Annotated in this window: 11 protein-coding genes; 6 read left to right on the top strand and 5 right to left on the bottom strand. The window is 43.7% G+C overall.

Going from position 1 to position 16,762, the window contains the following annotated elements:
- Positions 1-106 precede the first annotated feature (106 nt).
- On the bottom strand, positions 107-2,389 hold the full coding sequence (metE, locus tag L3V37_RS11820; RefSeq protein ID WP_237306381.1) for a 5-methyltetrahydropteroyltriglutamate--homocysteine S-methyltransferase: 2,283 nt from the start codon (positions 2,387-2,389) through the stop codon (positions 107-109).
- A gap of 281 nt (positions 2,390-2,670) precedes the next feature.
- On the opposite strand from metE, the gene metR reads away from it, so the two are divergent.
- Positions 2,671-3,582 carry an HTH-type transcriptional regulator MetR gene (metR, locus tag L3V37_RS11815; protein WP_005376763.1) on the top strand — a complete coding sequence of 304 codons (912 nt, stop codon included), beginning with the start codon at positions 2,671-2,673 and terminating at the stop codon, positions 3,580-3,582.
- A gap of 21 nt (positions 3,583-3,603) precedes the next feature.
- Here the strand turns inward: metR and L3V37_RS11810 are convergent, their stop codons facing one another.
- The 3 genes from L3V37_RS11810 to L3V37_RS11800 all read right to left on the bottom strand — a co-directional run bounded on the left by L3V37_RS11810 (position 3,604) and on the right by L3V37_RS11800 (position 7,210).
- Positions 3,604-3,804 carry a DUF4250 domain-containing protein gene (locus L3V37_RS11810; protein WP_005376762.1) on the bottom strand — a complete coding sequence of 67 codons (201 nt, stop codon included), beginning with the start codon at positions 3,802-3,804 and terminating at the stop codon, positions 3,604-3,606.
- Positions 3,805-3,956: 152 nt separating this feature from the next.
- A complete protein-coding gene (locus tag L3V37_RS11805; RefSeq protein WP_237306380.1) occupies positions 3,957-4,667 on the bottom strand; it encodes a hypothetical protein in 711 nt (236 codons plus the stop codon).
- A gap of 86 nt (positions 4,668-4,753) precedes the next feature.
- Positions 4,754-7,210, bottom strand: a complete 2,457-nt coding sequence (locus L3V37_RS11800; protein ID WP_237306379.1) for an EAL domain-containing protein — start codon at positions 7,208-7,210, stop codon at positions 4,754-4,756.
- Between the two features lie 425 nt (positions 7,211-7,635).
- On the opposite strand from L3V37_RS11800, the gene L3V37_RS11795 reads away from it, so the two are divergent.
- From L3V37_RS11795 to L3V37_RS11775, 5 genes are all read left to right on the top strand, one after another.
- Complete coding sequence (locus L3V37_RS11795) at positions 7,636-9,969, top strand: YgiQ family radical SAM protein (protein ID WP_064368606.1); 2,334 nt, start codon at positions 7,636-7,638, stop codon at positions 9,967-9,969.
- A gap of 262 nt (positions 9,970-10,231) precedes the next feature.
- Positions 10,232-13,741, top strand: a complete 3,510-nt coding sequence (locus L3V37_RS11790; RefSeq protein ID WP_237306378.1) for a T6SS effector BTH_I2691 family protein — start codon at positions 10,232-10,234, stop codon at positions 13,739-13,741.
- A 3-nt stretch (positions 13,742-13,744) separates the two neighbouring features.
- Positions 13,745-14,698: a hypothetical protein gene (locus tag L3V37_RS11785; protein ID WP_039984243.1), complete on the top strand. Its 954-nt coding sequence runs from the start codon at positions 13,745-13,747 to the stop codon at positions 14,696-14,698.
- 119 nt (positions 14,699-14,817) lie between these two features.
- Positions 14,818-15,261: a DUF2079 domain-containing protein gene (locus L3V37_RS11780; RefSeq protein WP_130545117.1), complete on the top strand. Its 444-nt coding sequence runs from the start codon at positions 14,818-14,820 to the stop codon at positions 15,259-15,261.
- Positions 15,262-15,264: 3 nt separating this feature from the next.
- Entirely contained in the window at positions 15,265-16,209 is a 945-nt protein-coding gene (locus L3V37_RS11775) for a hypothetical protein (protein WP_237306377.1), read from the top strand.
- A gap of 127 nt (positions 16,210-16,336) precedes the next feature.
- Here the strand turns inward: L3V37_RS11775 and L3V37_RS11770 are convergent, their stop codons facing one another.
- Positions 16,337-16,759 carry a GtrA family protein gene (locus L3V37_RS11770; protein ID WP_053306596.1) on the bottom strand — a complete coding sequence of 141 codons (423 nt, stop codon included), beginning with the start codon at positions 16,757-16,759 and terminating at the stop codon, positions 16,337-16,339.
- Positions 16,760-16,762: the final 3 nt, after the last annotated feature.

Here is a 16,762-nt window from a genome sequence, read left to right as displayed (position 1 = left end):
TGAGACGATGATTCGCTATTATTGGATAATCTGAAAACGAAAGTTAACAATTAAGAATAGAAAAACGGAGACCACAGTCTCCGTTTTTATTTGCTGCAACGATGTGTTACGCCAGCTCAGCACGGAGCTTCTTCGCCGCTGAAACCAGATTTGCCAATGCGGCTTCTGTCTCCTTCCAGTTTCGTGTTTTCAGACCACAATCTGGGTTTACCCACAAACGTTGAGCCGGAATTTTTTCTGCCGCTTTCTTGATTAAACCTTCAATCCATTCTTCCGTAGGAATGTTTGGTGAGTGAATGTCATAAACACCAGGGCCAATTTCGTTCGGGTAATTGAACTCTTCAAATGCTTTCAGCAGCTCCATATTTGAGCGAGATGTTTCAATGGTAATGACGTCCGCATCGAGTGCCGCAACCGAATCAATGATTTCATTGAACTCGCTGTAACACATATGAGTGTGAATCTGAGTTTCTGGTTTTGCACTTGCCGCAGAGACCTTAAACGCATTTACGGCCCATTCTAAGTACGCTTTGTGATCGCGTTTTTTGAGTGGTAAACCTTCTCGAATGGCTGGCTCGTCAATTTGAATGATATTGATGCCTGCATCTTGCAGGTCAGACACCTCATCACGTAGTGCCAAAGCAAGTTGCTGCGCAATTTCTTGACGTGTGATGTCTTCACGTGGGAACGTCCAACATAAAATCGTTACTGGTCCAGTCAACATGCCTTTCATCTGTTTGCTGGTTAGCGATTGTGCGTACGTCGACCATTCAACTGTGATCGGTTTTTCACGTTCAATGTCAGCAACTACAATGGCAGGTTTCACACAGCGAGAACCATAACTCTGTACCCAACCAAATTTGGTCGTTTGAAAACCCGCCAAGTTCTCAGCGAAGTATTCCACCATGTCGTTACGCTCTGCTTCACCATGAACTAGCACATCTAGGTCGAGCGCCTCTTGACGTTTTACTGCGTCAGCAATATGTCCTTTAAGTGCTTGGATATATTCAGACTCAGATAATTGACCTGTACGATAAGCGCTGCGCTGCACCCGGATTTCATCCGTTTGAGGAAAAGAGCCGATTGTCGTTGTTGGCAACAAAGGCAAGCCCAATACTTCAGCTTGATGCGCAGCACGCTCTGCATAAGGTACGCTGCGCTCGGCAAGTGACGCGGTAATGTTGTTTAAACGCGCTTGTACTTGAGGTTTATTCACATGTGTTGCTGTCTTGCGCGCTTTGATTGGCTGGCTATAGGTATCACAAGCGAGAATCGCATTTTGGTCACCATCGAGCGCTCGGCCAAGCAAGGCGACTTCTGCCACTTTTTGTTTTGCAAAGGCAAACCAACTTTTTACTTCTTCGCTCAGTTCTGTTTCCAGTGCTAAATCAACAGGGCTATGTAGCAGAGAACATGAACTGGCAACCCAAAGTTTGTCGCCCAGTTTCTCTTTGACTGGCTGTAGACGCTCGAGTTGGGCACTTAAATCTGAACGCCACACATTACGACCATTCACAACACCAGCAGAAAGCACCCAATCCTCCGGTAACTTGGTAACTACATCGTCAAGCTGCTGAGGGGCGGCAGATAAATCGATATGCAAACCATCTACCGGAAGCTCTACAATTTTGCCTAGCGTATCGCTTACGGAGTCAAAGTACGTCGTTAGCAGCACTTTTACATCGCTTCGAATCACTTGGTAGGCTAGCTTAAACGAATCAGCCCATTTGCTTTCTAGCTCCAGTGACAAAATTGGCTCATCAATCTGAACCCACTCAACACCTTGACTTGCTAGCTTTGCCAAAATAGCTTGGTAAGCAGTAAGTAAGCGTGGTAGCAGGGTTAAGCGGTCAAACCCTTCTTCGACCTCTTTGCCCAAGTAAAGGTAACTGACTGGACCAAGCAAAACAGGCTTCACTTGGTGGCCAGCTTGAAGCGCTTCGTTGACTTCTTCAAACAGTTGCGGCCAGCTCACTTCAAACGTATCGTCCTTGCTGAATTCAGGGACAATGTAATGGTAGTTTGTGTTGAACCATTTGGTCATATCCGATGCCGCAGCGCCCGCACAGCTGCAACCCGCCTGAGATTGACCGCGACCCACTTTGAACAACGTATCCAGGTTAGGGAAACCATCAGCGTGACGCTTTGGCACATGACCCAATACCAACGTGGTCGTCAGTACATGATCGTACCAAGCGAAGTCGCCAGCGGTGGCAAAACTCAGACCAGCATCCGTTTGTGTTTGCCAGTTTTTGGCGCGTAGATCTGCCCCAACCTTTTTAAGCTCAGCTTGATCAATTTCTCCTCGCCAGTATTTCTCCTGAGCGAATTTTAATTCTCTTTTTTCACCAATGCGTGGATAACCTAGTATGTGAGTCGTTGTCGCCATGTCCCTATTCCTTTCTCAATTTTGTTCAATTTGTTTGGATCAGAGCATCTTTCGGTAAAGAACAAGATGTCTGGATGGCTAAACTATCGCTCTCATCTGATATTAGAACAACGTCCATTTATTCAACTTGTTTATTAAAAAAATTCATCATGAAGCGACATGATTCGCAAATAAAAACAACAAATAGACGTCTAGACGTTTACATATCCATTTTTTGTCGTTAAGTTATTTACACGATTGCTATTCTGTTCATAGCGAGCAACAAAGGATGAAAGGAATTCATGATAGAGCTAAAACATTTGCGGACACTCACTTCGCTTCGAGACACTGGCTCTCTAACGGCGACAGCGACCGCTTTGCATCTCACTCAGTCGGCACTGTCTCATCAGATCAAAGATTTGGAGGCGCGAATTGGAGGGCAACTGTTCCTGAGAAAGACTCGTCCGGTGAAGTTCACTTCAGAGGGAGAAATCCTATTGCGTCTTGCAGAAGATATCCTTCCGAAACTCGCAAGAGCAGAAAATGATTTAGCGAGCTTGAAAGAGGACGTCAATGGCCGATTACATATGGCCATTGAATGTCACTCTTGCTTCCAATGGCTAATGCCTGCACTTAGGGAGTACCAACTTGCTTGGCCTAGCGTAACATTGGACTTTTCCTCTGGTTTTGGCTTTGAACCACTCCCAGCTCTATTGGCAGGCGAACTTGATCTCGTTATTACTTCCGATATCCAACCTCGATCTGAAGTCCACTACGAGCCTCTATTCGACTTTGAAATGCGTTTAATTACCGCAACCAATCACCCATTGGCGGAAAAAGAAATTATTGATCCGCAAGATCTCGCAGATCAAACCATGCTCTCTTATCCGGTTCAAAAACAAAGGCTAGACGTCGTAAAACACTTTCTTCAGCCAGCAGGAATAGAACCTGCGAAATGGAAGCAAGCCGACAATACTCTCATGTTAGTTCAGATGGTCTCTGCTGGATTAGGGGTGGCGGCACTACCCAATTGGGCGATTTCTGAATTTTCTCGCCAAGGTCTTATTACCAGTAAACCTTTCGGCCAAGGCTTATGGCGTCGCTTGTTTGCAGCAACGCGTCACTCAGAGAAAGAGAAGCGTTACTTACAAGCTTTTTTCGCAACCGCGAGGCTACAATGTAAAAGCCACCTTGACGGAATCAAGGTGGCTTAAAAGATTTGGGTTATGAAAGGCTTAGCGTTGATATGCTTTAAATTGGTTAGTCAATGGATCGTACTGATAACCGAGCATATCAAGCTTGCCGACTACAGACTCTACATCCATCTCATACACTGATACTAACTCGTCAAAACTGTCGCACTCTAAACGTAGCTTTTCGTTGACGATACCTAGCAAAATAGTGCTGTCCAGATTACCTACATTGCTTAAATCCATCGCGACTCTCCTCTTCGACAAGGTATATAAACAAGCGTAGTAGTAATCACGCGAATTTAAAGTGAGTGCGATCTAAAACGTGATCACCTTATACCCAAGCACCAAGAAAGCACTTGGATATAAGCTGTCTAGCTTTGTCTTTAGAATAGAGGTTAAGCCGCGAGGGAGAATAAACCTTGCAGGCTCGTCATCGACGCGAGTGCTAGAAACAAGGCAACGCTCAGTTGCACCTTTTCTGGTTTCTTATGCGTAAAAATATGCCAACACCACACAATAATTGAAGAAATTAGCATAGCTAAAGACAGCAAGATCGGCTGTGTCGCAGCGTTTAGTGTGGCTTCATTTAACTGGTAAGAAGCAAACAACGTTGCGATGACTAATAGCATTCCAGACACAATGCCCGTAACTGGTAAAATACGGTGAAATGCCTGTAATCTGCTGCGAGCTATCGTAAGCAGCAATTGAGAAAATGACGCCCCAAGGAAAAATATCATTAGCGCCATCGCTATCGATGCTGGCCAGCTTGATTGCTCAAATACTTGAATACTCACATACGCAAAGGCCAAACCATTCGCTAAATGCATCGCCCATAGTGGCCCTTTTCCACGCGTTTTCTTGGTTTGAACCTGAGAATAGAAGTAGAAAATAGCAAACACGATCATAAATGCTTCAATGCGAAGTGACGCAACAGCGAGCCACAATACAGCTACTGCAGGCAACATTTTATGAAGACGTCCTCGCTGACCAGGACAAATATCGCCCTTGATTAGAAGCAAAGTCAGTAGCGCTTGTGCGCCAAATAGCATCGGAGGGAAAGTAACCAGCAATTGTTGAATCATGTTGAATGCACGCTCAAAAGTCATTTTGGGGGGCGATAATATCAAATCAACTATCGCCAAACCACCGAAAGTCGGCCCCCAAATGAGCTAAAACGGTAAGACAATTTTATTCACAGAGAAGCAAGATACTTCAACGCGTCTTCCTGCGTTAAAACTCCACGGTACTCTTCTTTGGTATTACACAATACCCAAGGGAAACGAATGCCGGTTTTAACCAACTCTCGAATAACAGAGACAGGTAAATCCTCATCAACCAACACAAATTCGGTGCTCATTATCTGATTAACAGGACGTTTCCAAATTCTGCTTTCTCGTTCAGTTTCTCGCTCTGTGCCCATCGAGGGCGTTAGGTGTAAATTCAGCGTCTCTTTCGTAATTAACCCAACACAACGATTTTCATTGAGAACAACTAAAGGCAAGCTTGGATTCAAATTCATGTACTCCACTGCCAAGGAGAGCGGTTCTCCAGGGTCCATAGACCTGACTTGTTCATGGCTCACAGATTGCAACACATCACTTTGCTTAGACTCAATCGCGATGTCAGAGAACAGATGCTCATAACTGTCCGCTTTATCCATCAAATCGACAGGCACGGCAGCAGAAAATAGAAAGCCCTGCATGTAATCGACACCGATTTCTGCCAATACTTGAAGTTCTTGCTTAGATTCCACGCCTTCAGCAACCACTTTTACATTCATTTGCTGTGCAAGCTCGGTGACCATTTTCACAATGTTATAGCTGGTGCTCCCTTTATGAATGTTCTTGATGAATTTTCGGTCTATTTTCAGTAAATCAAACTGCCCTTTTTCTAGATAAGAAAAAGAAGAATACCCAGTACCGAAGTCATCAATCGCGATCTCAATGCCCTCTTTCCGCACTTCCTCTAGAGCTCGAGTATGCTCCTCATCTTGTTCAAAATACGCGGTTTCTGTTAGCTCGATAGTTACTCGCTTAGGGTCTACACCACTGGCTTTAATCAAATCATGCGACCGCTGAAGGATCTGAAGAGAATCCAATTTCGTATTGAGGGAGCGATTGATGGTCACGCCCACTTCCTCGCCATAAATTTCTTGTAAGCGCGGAAAGTGCTTCAACGCAGCTTGGCAGACCACATCATCAAGTGCCGCTATGAGTTCTAGATCTTCAATAATAGCGATCATCTTTTGCGTACAATACGCATCATTTTCATCATAGAAGCGTGCGAGAGCCTCGAACTTAACCACTCTTCCGGTTTGAACGTCGATAATCGGTTGAAAGTAAACGTCCACTAGTCCACTCTCTATTTGCGCCTCCAAAAACGCCTCGAGATGTTGGCGCTTCACTAATTCAGAGTGAAGTTCACTGTCGTAAAAGTTGAAATAGCTGCCTTCACCGGAAATAGAGGACAACATCGCTTGCGCTGCATGTGCTAGCGCTTGTCTTGGTCGGTTCGTATCATAGCCAAGGATTGACACACCAGTTTGGCCTTTAACGATAGTGGCATGCATTTTTGTGCCCATTTCATTTCTAAGCTCATTAAAGAACCCTTTCATGGCAATTTGGATCAAACGAACCGGGCTCAACCATTGACAATGAGGGGTCAGCAAGCATACGACAAACACGTCCCGAGATAACTGCCCCGCAATACTGGTGTAGCGACTTCGCATAATAAAATCTGCAAAACCTAATTGCTGTTCAAGCAAGTATCTCTCCGAAAACTTGGGTCTGAGTGTCATAACAATGTTGAGTTCTTTATTTCTGCTTTCATTCGCTAAGGTAGCTAATTGGAGTTCAAATTCTTTCCTCGTTGGTAAAAAGGCAGCCCAATCATGCTGTTGTTCACAACGATTTTTCATCCACAACAACGAAGCAGAAATATCCGTAGAAAATCCGAGATAAAGAATTCGTCCAGAATGAAACGTAAGTCGGTAAATACAAAGATGATGAGCTTGGTTGCTACCGTTTGCTGTTTTGCTCAGCAAGTTACCACACCAACATCCTTCATCATTAATTTGCTGCCACAGCTGATCATAAAACGCTTGGCTATGGTGAGAGGTACTGAAAATATGAGTTTTAAGCCCAACCAGATCTCGGTTTTGATAGCCCATTTGTAACTCAAAGGCACGGTTACAACCTAAGATGCGCGTATCTTCATCGGCAACTAAAACGCCTACATTCGGCAAATCAAAAATCGTTTCGAGGATTTTCGCTAACTCCTCGCAACCAGTGATTGTTAATTGTGGAATGATAGTGCCTTGGATAATGCGCTTATTGAGCCTTTCAAAACTAATAGTAACGTGCACTAAGTTAACGTTTTTTAGCATCATGCAACAAGAAAACCGCCCCCGTCCGCCAAAGAGTTCCACTTCTAGAATTCGTTGTTTTAGCGTTTCTTGTTGCCCCATCAGCATATGATCAAACAAGTTATTTAGGCTGGTTACTGGCGTACTTATCCCAAATGCCTTTGCCATTCCTTGCTGATCACATTCGAACTCGCGAGTATCAATATCGTAAGACCACTCTATAACAGGAGTTAGACTGGAAGTCGTTTGCATTTTTGGATGCACTGTTGTCGTAGATTCACTCATACCCTAGCCCCTTTTTTTGTAATTAGCCCAAGGCTCAAAATTCACAGTCAATTCGCGACATTCCAGTTGGGACCTGCCGATCCTCTTTATAGATGGATTGTGTCAACGATAAGCCTATCGACTTAGAACTATTTCCAGAGCAGTTCAGCCTTTTGCATTTAATATGCACCAATTTGATTATAGGCTTTACCCCATATAAGCACACCATTGCTTATACTTTGTATTAAGATTGCGACATTTTTCATGAACCGATCTATAACCATGAGACTTTCAAGGTGAAATTAGACAGAAAATCGCCGATAGAGCATTGATATTTTTACAAACCAAATAAAACTCGATGAACTAAGCTGGAATAGATGAGTTTGTTATAGATACCTGATAATCAAATCGCTATAATTCGCGCTCCCTGGAACAGAGAGCAAAATATGACCAATAACATCACTCCTATTCATGAGTACAAAAAATACTGGGCAGAGTGTTTTGGTACGGCACCTTTCTTGCCGACCAGTCGCAAAGAAATGGATGCCCTAGGATGGGATAGCTGTGACATTATCATTGTAACCGGTGACGCTTATGTGGATCACCCAAGCTTTGGTATGGCTATCATTGGCCGCCTGCTAGAAGCGCAAGGTTTCCGTGTCGGTATCATTGCTCAACCAGAATGGCAAAATAAAGATGCGTTCATGCAACTTGGTAAGCCAAATCTGTTCTTCGGGATCACTGCGGGTAACATGGACTCCATGATCAACCGTTACACCGCGGATAAAAAGCTTCGTCACGATGACGCGTACACACCGAATAACGAAGGTGGTAAACGCCCAGACCGCGCAACGTTGGTTTACTCTCAACGTTGTCGTGAAGCTTACAAAGAAGTACCTATTGTTTTAGGTGGTATCGAAGCCAGCCTACGCCGTGTTGCGCACTACGATTACTGGTCAGATAAAGTTCGTCGTTCAGTACTGTTTGATGCAAAAGCAGACATCCTACTTTTTGGTAACGCAGAACGCGCACTTGTCGAAGTAGCACATCGCATCGCAAACGGCGAAGACATCAGCACCATGACCAATATTCGTGGTACTGCCGTGAACTTGCCAGCGGCGCCAGAAGGCTACACAGTTATTGATTCTTCTCGCATTGAAAAACCTCGTAAAGAAGCGTTCGTACCAAAGAACCCATACGAAGTAGAAACTCAGTGTGAAACTAAAAAAGACGAGCCAGTTGCACAACCAATCACGATTCGCCCATCACGCCACGATGCTGCGACGACTGCGGTCCGTTTACCTTCGTTTGAAAAGTTAAGAAACGATCGCATTCTTTATGCGCATGCAAGCCGTGTACTGCATTTAGAAACGAACCCGTACTCTGGTCGAGCGTTACTTCAAAGCCATGGTGATCGTGAACTTTGGGTAAACCAAGCTCCAATTCCATTGACGACCGAAGAGATGGACTTTGTGTTTGGCCTGCCTTACGCGCGTGTCCCTCATCCTATGTACGGCAAAGCAAAAATTCCTGCGTACGACATGATCAAGACGTCTGTGAACATCATGCGTGGTTGCTTTGGTGGCTGTTCTTTCTGTTCGATTACCGAGCATGAAGGTCGAATCATTCAAAACCGTTCGAAAGAGTCTATCATCAACGAGATTGAAGAAATTCGCGACAAAGTTCCAGGTTTTACCGGCACAATTTCCGATCTTGGTGGCCCGACTGCAAACATGTACCGCCTGGGCTGTAAAGATCCAAAAGCGGAAGCGAACTGTCGTCGTCCTTCTTGTGTATTCCCGGGCATCTGTAACAAGCTAAACACAGACCACAAACACACGATCGATTTATACCGCGAAGCGCGTAAAGTTGAAGGCGTGAAGAAAGTGATGGTTGCATCTGGCGTACGTTACGACCTTGCGATTGAATCACCAGAATACGTGAAAGAGCTCGTGACTCACCACGTAGGCGGTTACTTGAAGATTGCACCGGAACATACAGAGAAAGGTCCTCTTGATCTGATGATGAAGCCAGGCATGGGTACGTACGATCGCTTTAAAGAGATGTTCGAGAAATACAGTGCAGAAGCAGGCAAGAAGCAGTACTTAATCCCTTATTTTATCTCTGCGCACCCAGGCACAGAAGACGAAGACATGCTGAACCTTGCTCTGTGGCTCAAAAAGAACAACTTCGAATGTGACCAAGTACAAAACTTCTACCCTTCGCCAATGTGTAACGCAACGTCGATGTACTACTCAGAGACAAACCCTCTGAAACGCGTGAAGTACAAAAAACGTGAAGATGTACCTGTAGCAAAAGGTGAACGTCAACGTCGCCTGCATAAAGCGCTGTTGCGTTATCACGATCCAGCAAACTGGCCAATGATCCGTGAAGCCCTAGTCAGTATGGGTAAAAAACATTTGATTGGTGACAAACAAGGCTGTCTCGTTCCTGCAGAAGACATTGAAGCACAAACACCTGCGCAACGTCGTAAATCTGGTCGTCACGGGGCAAACCGCTTTGCAACCAAACATACCAAAAACCAACCAGGCTTCGGTGGTCATTTGAACAAACGCTCTGAAGGCGGTTCAAAAGATGGTAAACCATCTGGCAACCGTAACGGTTCGGGTAAAGCTACAGGTGGTCAACGCCCTGCAAGCAACGGCCAACGTCCTAGCGGCAACGGTGCAAACCGCCCGGCAGGTAGCAAGCCGCAAGGCCAAGGTCGCCCGCAAGGACAAGGCAAACCAGCTGGTCAACGTAAACCAAAGCGTCGCTAACTCTTTAGCACTTAAATACTAGAAAGGGCTCCAGAGGTAACTCTGGAGCCCTTTTGTTTTGTCGGCTCATTGAGGCATCACTCACAACTCAAACTTTGATTCAATCAATACAAAAAATGGTAAACACCAACCAACTTATTGGAAAAACAAACAATTATTTGATTGACGCAAAACCATAAAAATCTAACTCATTGATTTTTAGTCACTTTATTTTGGTGCGATATTTGCGTAACAGAGTAAAACTCTTAAACATGGGCTAACGATGAATAATCCACTTCCCCCAAAAACTTCTATGTTCTGGTATGACAACAGCTATACCTATGAGGAGGCCGTTCAGGCATTTGAAAGCGATGGTACACTGAAATCGCTGAATATCGTTCCAACCACGGAATCCGATGATCTTGCTGGCTCACCCCCAGAGCGCAGTATGTTTTGGGAGGGAGAAACAAAAAAAATCGATCCGCCACCGCCGTGTGAACCAGAGCCTCTCAATTTAAAAACTGAGAAAGAAGCAACGGAAGCATCACCTGCGCACTTTATCCCAGTCCGCTATGCCATCGATCAGCTAGAAACAGAAGAGACACAACCTTTTGGTTTGCCTGAAGAATGGAAAGGCCAAGGCCCAGCCAAACTCAATACCGTTGGTTACACCCTGCGTCAACTGCGCGACGGTTGGCTGTATGTCTATGATGCAATCAACAAAAGCTTAGACGAATACGAAATCAAAGGAACGCAATTCACGCTCTATAAGTTGGGAGAATCAGAAAGCCCAAAATCAGAGCAGCGTGGGACACCACAAGATGCAAAGCCCTTCCTTACTTACGTCAACGGAAGCGTACTATCGATTTGCTTCTCTGAGCACCGCTGGACATGGCACACGTTCATGCGCGTACTTAACAATCCGAGTAATCATATCGATCGCATGCAAACTGTCGTGTTATCCGCAAACGAGAATCAGCACAACATTGCACCAATCGATAAGTTAACTCAAGTGGCTGATATTGAATCTTCTGCCGTCGATGATGGGCGCTTTGCAGATTCTGGCATCGCCACCAAAGCTGATGAAGATGGTTCTATCTTTAAACCTGTCGCAGCCGAGAGTGATTTAACCTCTGCGATTCCAGAAGAAGAATCAGGCTACTTCGTCGCGATAAAAGATTACGCCGCAGACATTCAAGATATGTCGCTGCATTTTGTTGGTGCCGCAAGCCCTTACCGTCTTTTCACTGACCAGTTTTCAAACCAGTGGAGCTTGATGCAGACCGCCATGCAATTGTGCATGTTCGGGGCAAGTGACAATATAGACATGCCTACAGGAGTAAAGCGCAAAAACCAAGAGCTTGAATTCTATATGGACATGGCGGATTACTATGACAACTCAGCAATGGTTGACCTTACCAGTGAATCTCAAGCAGCTATCATCAAAGGAATGCCATCTTCATTTTCCCAGCAAGCTATCGATGATTACCAAAAATCCACTTCAGAAATAGCAAAGGCCATACAGAAGAAATATGGCATTTCAGCAAACCGATTTGGTAAATACGAGCAATGGATAGCGACTGAGCGTTGGCGTAAGCAGCTCAACTGGAAGCAAATGCTGAGCGAGATGCAAGATCTGTCAGAACAAAAAGAAACCATGCTAGCCCAAGTTGTTTCAGTAAAAAGCGACTTTATCGCTGTAATGGAGTCTTTGACACCGCATCATCTCGAAAGAACCTTCGACCTATACAGTGAAGACACACAATACAGCTTGTATCAACTCCATAAACAAGCCGTTGAGTCATTTACTTTGGTGGTGCAGGAAGAAGACCGCCAATGGGCTGAAAGCCAATGGGAGAAACCTACCAGTTTACTTGCTCTCTATGCCTCTGGGTTTAGCCGAAGCTTATTTAAAGTAATAGAGAAGAATATTACTGAGGCGCAGAATGAACAGTCGATCGCCTCAGAAAATTCTGATGCTGATAATCAGCTGATGGACCAGATCTCTGCTACCAGCAACCGTATGGGCATGTACTCTAAAATCATGGACTTCGTTTCCAACCCAAACACTGCGGAAACGGAATTTCTCAAGGATATCGCCAAAGGTTTCCAAGAGCTGGACATTATCTTTAAATCTGCAATAGGTGCACTTGCAAAAGGAGTTTTAGAGTTTGGCGTTAGCATGACTTCACAAGCATCGATTTTACTGATGCCTGTTTTCGCTAAACCTCTGAACCGTCAGAGCTATTATTTGTTTGCTGTTATAGCAGAGCATATGGCACACAATATGCCTGTTACTGTAAATGAAAGCTACGCTCGCGATTTTAAAAAATGGAAAACACGCGTAAATGATTACCCAAGTGAGCTCAAGAAAAACGATGCGGTCATTGCTGACTTCCAGAAAAACAACCGCAAAGCCGACTCTAAATACACAACAGCTTTAAAAAATAAAAAGAGAATCAAGAAGGCACTCGCTGTGGCTACATTGGAGTACCCACAGTATATTGAATTACCCGATGATTTACCGCAAAGAACCGTCGAGCTTAGAACTCGGATCGCTATGAATAAGCTCGATGATTTGAATAAACTGTTCGAGAATGCCGGTGGTCTAGGCTTTATGGCATTAGTATTTAACTGCATCGCGCTTGGTGATGCCATGAGCAGTATTCAAGAAACAGGGTTAATGTCCTCAGATGAATTTTTGGATATCCAACAAAAGCTTTTTTATACAGTCAACGCTTGGACGGGTATTCGTACAGGTAAATTATGGGAGAGAGTAAAGGGTGACCCCAAATTAAGAACCCATTCATACAAAGTCTTAAAAGAGTTAGTGAATCAAAATGTAGAAGGTTTTGAAAACTTGATCCTTGATGACCTAAAGGTATTCAATAAATGGCTAGCTGTAACCGGAGTTATTGGGGCTCTTGCTTCAGGTATAGAAGCCTATCGTTCATGGAAGAAAATAGACGGCTTGCATGGCAACATGAGAGTTGTGGAGTACTTCAACTTTGCATCTTTAGTTGGATTGACACTAATTGGTGGGTTTCAAGCTATCGGTGGATTAACTGGGATTTGGTCAGCAAATATCCTGTTTGGAGGTCCGATCATGTTTGTCATTATGGGCCTCACTGCGGTTTACCTTCTTAGTAACCATATAATGAGTAAACTTAAACAAGACGATTATCAAAAATGGTTAGATAAACTTCCTTGGGGCTATCACCCAGATAAAGCGCGTTGGAGTCAATCCTCAAGCTTGGTAGAGAAAGAAAAGCATAATTCTTCTTTAGTACAAGCGGCCCTTTTTGAGTTAAAGACCATAATGGATAAACCTTTAATCTGCCAAACACCAATGATGCGTACCGTTCCGAATTCAACAACACAGTACCCAGCAGCAAAACAAGAATTGTTTGGTATTGAGCTCCATATCCAAGTTCCCACCAATAATGCAAGAGATGGCATAAAACTTCGGACAAATACTTCTGTAACAGAGAAGGGACTGATGTCGGGAGCTTGGTACACTGGAGTAAATCTAGAAACGTTGAATAGTTCAACTGATTCCTTAGATTCTCAAAGCGTCTATAAATTAACTTTACCAATGAAAGACTCAGCTAACTATCTAGCATTTGAGATTGAATACATTCTTGATGATAAAAACGGATTAAGCCGTAAGTACTGGTTCCAAAATAATGCAAAACAGCGTGCAACTTATACGGCGATTTCAGACAATACGAAACAAGCAACGATCAGAAGTTCATTAACTTCAGATGCTAGTGAACTTAGCTTACAGGAGTAACCCTTGGCTTATTTACCTTTTTACATCACGCCAGACGAGCTTTCGGCTTATCAAGAAGAACAAGAGCAAGAAATTCTAAAGGGGATGAACCTCACAACCTGGCACAAGCACGATATTGAAGAGCCTTTTCGATACTTATACCTATCGATTGCTATAGCCGCTGTCAGTCCATTATTTTTCCTTACCTATTTCCTACATGATAACAGTGACATGATCTTAACTTACATTTTATCGGGTCTGACGATTATCATGTCTGGTGTATCTTATCTGACATTTGGGTTGGACAATCGTTATGATTACACCTTATCCGATCGCGGGTTGGTTATAAAAAAACGACGTAATTTACCGAATTGGGTAAACTCTGCAACTCAAGTCATGGGCTGGATTGGAGCAATAGTTTGTGTCGTGATGGTTGGAGTTGCTGGACCTATGGTTCTTGTCGGAGCTGGTGGCTTTATATTGGTTTCTTTTGGTATGTTAAAACGGAAGCCCGATGAACCAACAGAAGTGAGGGTTGGAGAGCGAGAAGGTTGGCTCTTTGCTGATTACAATAAGAGAAGAAAAGTAATTAAGTTCTTTTTTAAGTATGACAGGTGCGAATACCAAGATACTGCTCAGGAGATTACTTTTCGCTCACAGGGGCGATTCTATAGTTACATTTTCTTTAAAAATGAAGCGGACTTAGAATCTATGGTCACGCAACTTTCAAATATCTACAAGCTGGATTGTAAAGAGGTCAATGATCATAAAAAGCTGTTTGAAGCGAAGCCTGAACCTAGACTTTTTACGACTCCTGCTTGTTATCGAGAATACCCTACCAATGACGTGTTTGATTTAAGGGCTTCGAAAGCTCCACTCCCAGAGTGTAAGTATCTTTACAACGGTAAGTGGCGAACTGAATCAGAAATCGAACGCTTAAAAGCGGCTGGTGAACAGCAAGCCACTCCCGTTTCATAGTTCACAACAAGCACTAAAAGAAGGGCTCCAGATATCAATCTGCCCCCGTACCTTATGTTTTTGAGAATGCAAAAACATAAGGTACACAAACCAAGCCTAAACTTCTGGTTAGTCAATTTATGTATTTAAGTGGTTTATTGCTCCTGGCTGGCTTAACGAGCTTCTGTTTTTACTTTGGATATCAAAAAATCTCAGCGCTAACTTCCCAAATTGGAGACGTTGCGGTTTACTCAAGGTTTGACTTAGCGATGATTCCATTTGGCTTCGTATTACTTGGAGGATTAATCAGTGCTTTGTTTTTTGCATTTAAAAAGAAACGCTGGGATGAAGTATATGGAAACGGCTTACAATATTTGATCTTAGGTTCTCTTGCTGTTGCTATCGTATTGACTCTAATTTCCCCTTGGATTTATCAAACACGATATGACAAGGCGGGTCTGAAAGAGTGCTCTCGTTCCCCCGAAGGCTACCTACCATTCTTCGCAACTAAGTTTGTTAGAAAAGGATCTCTTTGCATCAAACCAAAAACATTATACCAACCAGAAGACTCGGATAAGGATTAGTTCTTGGCATATTCACCATTTTACATCACCCCAGAAGAATTGGCGGTTTATCAAGAAGCACAAGAGCAAGAGATTCTCAAAGGGGACAATTTAACAACATGGCATAAGTATGATGTAGAAGAGCCATTTCGCTACCATTACAAGTTAACGGCTTTGCCATTTATGAGCTTCTTATTTGTAATTGTATTTTTGACACACTCAAGTGATACGCTTGTCGTGACCTTTTTTGGCCTTATCTTGTCAGTAATGATGGCCGGGATCTTTTATCTTACGATTGGCCTCGACTATCGCTATGACTATATTTTTTCTGACAAAGGCTTTGTGATGAAGAAACGTCGCAACATGCCTAAGTGGGTGAATACCGCCATGCAAGCCGTTGGCTGGATAGGTGCAGTGGTATGTGTGGTGATGGTAGCGATGGTTGGCCCGATGGCGTTAGCAGGTGCAGGTGCTTTTATATTAGCCTCCTTTAAAATGCTTAAACGCCAACCAGATGAACCAACAGAAGTGAGAATCGGAGAGCGTGAGGATTGGCTGTTTGCGGACTACAATAAAAAAAGGAAAGTGATCCAGTTCTATTTTAAGCATGACATATGCAGATATCGAGATACTGCTCATAAGACTATCTTTCGCTCACAAGATAGATCAGATTGTTATGTTTTCTTTAAAACTGAAGCGGATTTAGAATCCATGGTCACGCAACTGTCAGAGGTCTACAAACTGGATTGTAAAGAGGTCGATGATCATAAAAAGCTGTTTGAAGCAAAGCCAGAATCAAGGCTCTTTAGTATTCCAGTTTGTAGTAGAGAATATCAAACCGAAGAGGTATTTGATTTAAGGGCGTCAAATGCCCCACTTCCTGAGCGTGAATACCTTTACAACGGCAAGTGGCAAACGGAATCTGAAATCGAACAATCAAAATCTGAACTAACGGCAGCCAAGGTATAAACCTTGGCTTATTTACCTTTTTACATCCCCCATGAAAAGCTTTAGGTTTACTCTGATGTACAAAAAGAAAAATTGGTTCAAATAACGAATTTTTAACTCGAGGATAGGAGAGTAAGCCCGAACCTTTCTATCCTCTACTAAACACCCATTTTGCACTGAGCAAATAATTACTCATCATGCCTGCCAATATGCCTAAGCTCAAAGCCAAATAGACCATCATTCCTTGCGTTCCTAGCGCGAGCGTTACGCCTTTAAACACAATAAAATTCGGCAAAGCACTGATACAGGCACTCATCATAGACTTTTTCCATTGAGCGAAAGGGTTGGTTTTTTCTGCTTGAGAGAAAGTCAGCCAACGATTACCAAGCCAAGTCGTGGTTGCCGCAAATAAAAATGCTATCCCACGAGCCAACATCAGATCCAGACCAAACCAATGGAACAACACAGAAAAGATAAGGGTGTCGACCATAAAGCCGACACCACCTACCAGAGCAAACCTTGTTAACGAAGCATACCTTTCTGACGAAGCAAACTTTGGTAATTTGCGCATTCC

Source organism: Vibrio sp. D54 (assembly GCF_021728075.1).
Lineage (GTDB): Bacteria > Pseudomonadota > Gammaproteobacteria > Enterobacterales > Vibrionaceae > Vibrio > Vibrio alginolyticus.
Note: the sequence above shows the minus strand (reverse complement) of the source record. Positions and strands in the feature narration are given on the sequence as shown.

Bases quoted from the DNA above. Each gene is read 5' to 3' on its own strand.
- L3V37_RS11810 (WP_005376762.1), bottom strand. From the start codon at position 3,804: ATGGATTTAAGCAATGTAGGTAATCTGGACAGCACTATTTTGCTAGGT.
- metE (WP_237306381.1), bottom strand. From the start codon at position 2,389: ATGGCGACAACGACTCACATACTAGGTTATCCACGCATTGGTGAAAAA.
- L3V37_RS11800 (WP_237306379.1), bottom strand. From the start codon at position 7,210: ATGAGTGAATCTACGACAACAGTGCATCCAAAAATGCAAACGACTTCC.
- L3V37_RS11805 (WP_237306380.1), bottom strand. From the start codon at position 4,667: ATGACTTTTGAGCGTGCATTCAACATGATTCAACAATTGCTGGTTACT.
- L3V37_RS11770 (WP_053306596.1), bottom strand. From the start codon at position 16,759: ATGCGCAAATTACCAAAGTTTGCTTCGTCAGAAAGGTATGCTTCGTTA.
- metR (WP_005376763.1), top strand. From the start codon at position 2,671: ATGATAGAGCTAAAACATTTGCGGACACTCACTTCGCTTCGAGACACT.
- L3V37_RS11790 (WP_237306378.1), top strand. From the start codon at position 10,232: ATGAATAATCCACTTCCCCCAAAAACTTCTATGTTCTGGTATGACAAC.
- L3V37_RS11780 (WP_130545117.1), top strand. From the start codon at position 14,818: ATGTATTTAAGTGGTTTATTGCTCCTGGCTGGCTTAACGAGCTTCTGT.
- L3V37_RS11795 (WP_064368606.1), top strand. From the start codon at position 7,636: ATGACCAATAACATCACTCCTATTCATGAGTACAAAAAATACTGGGCA.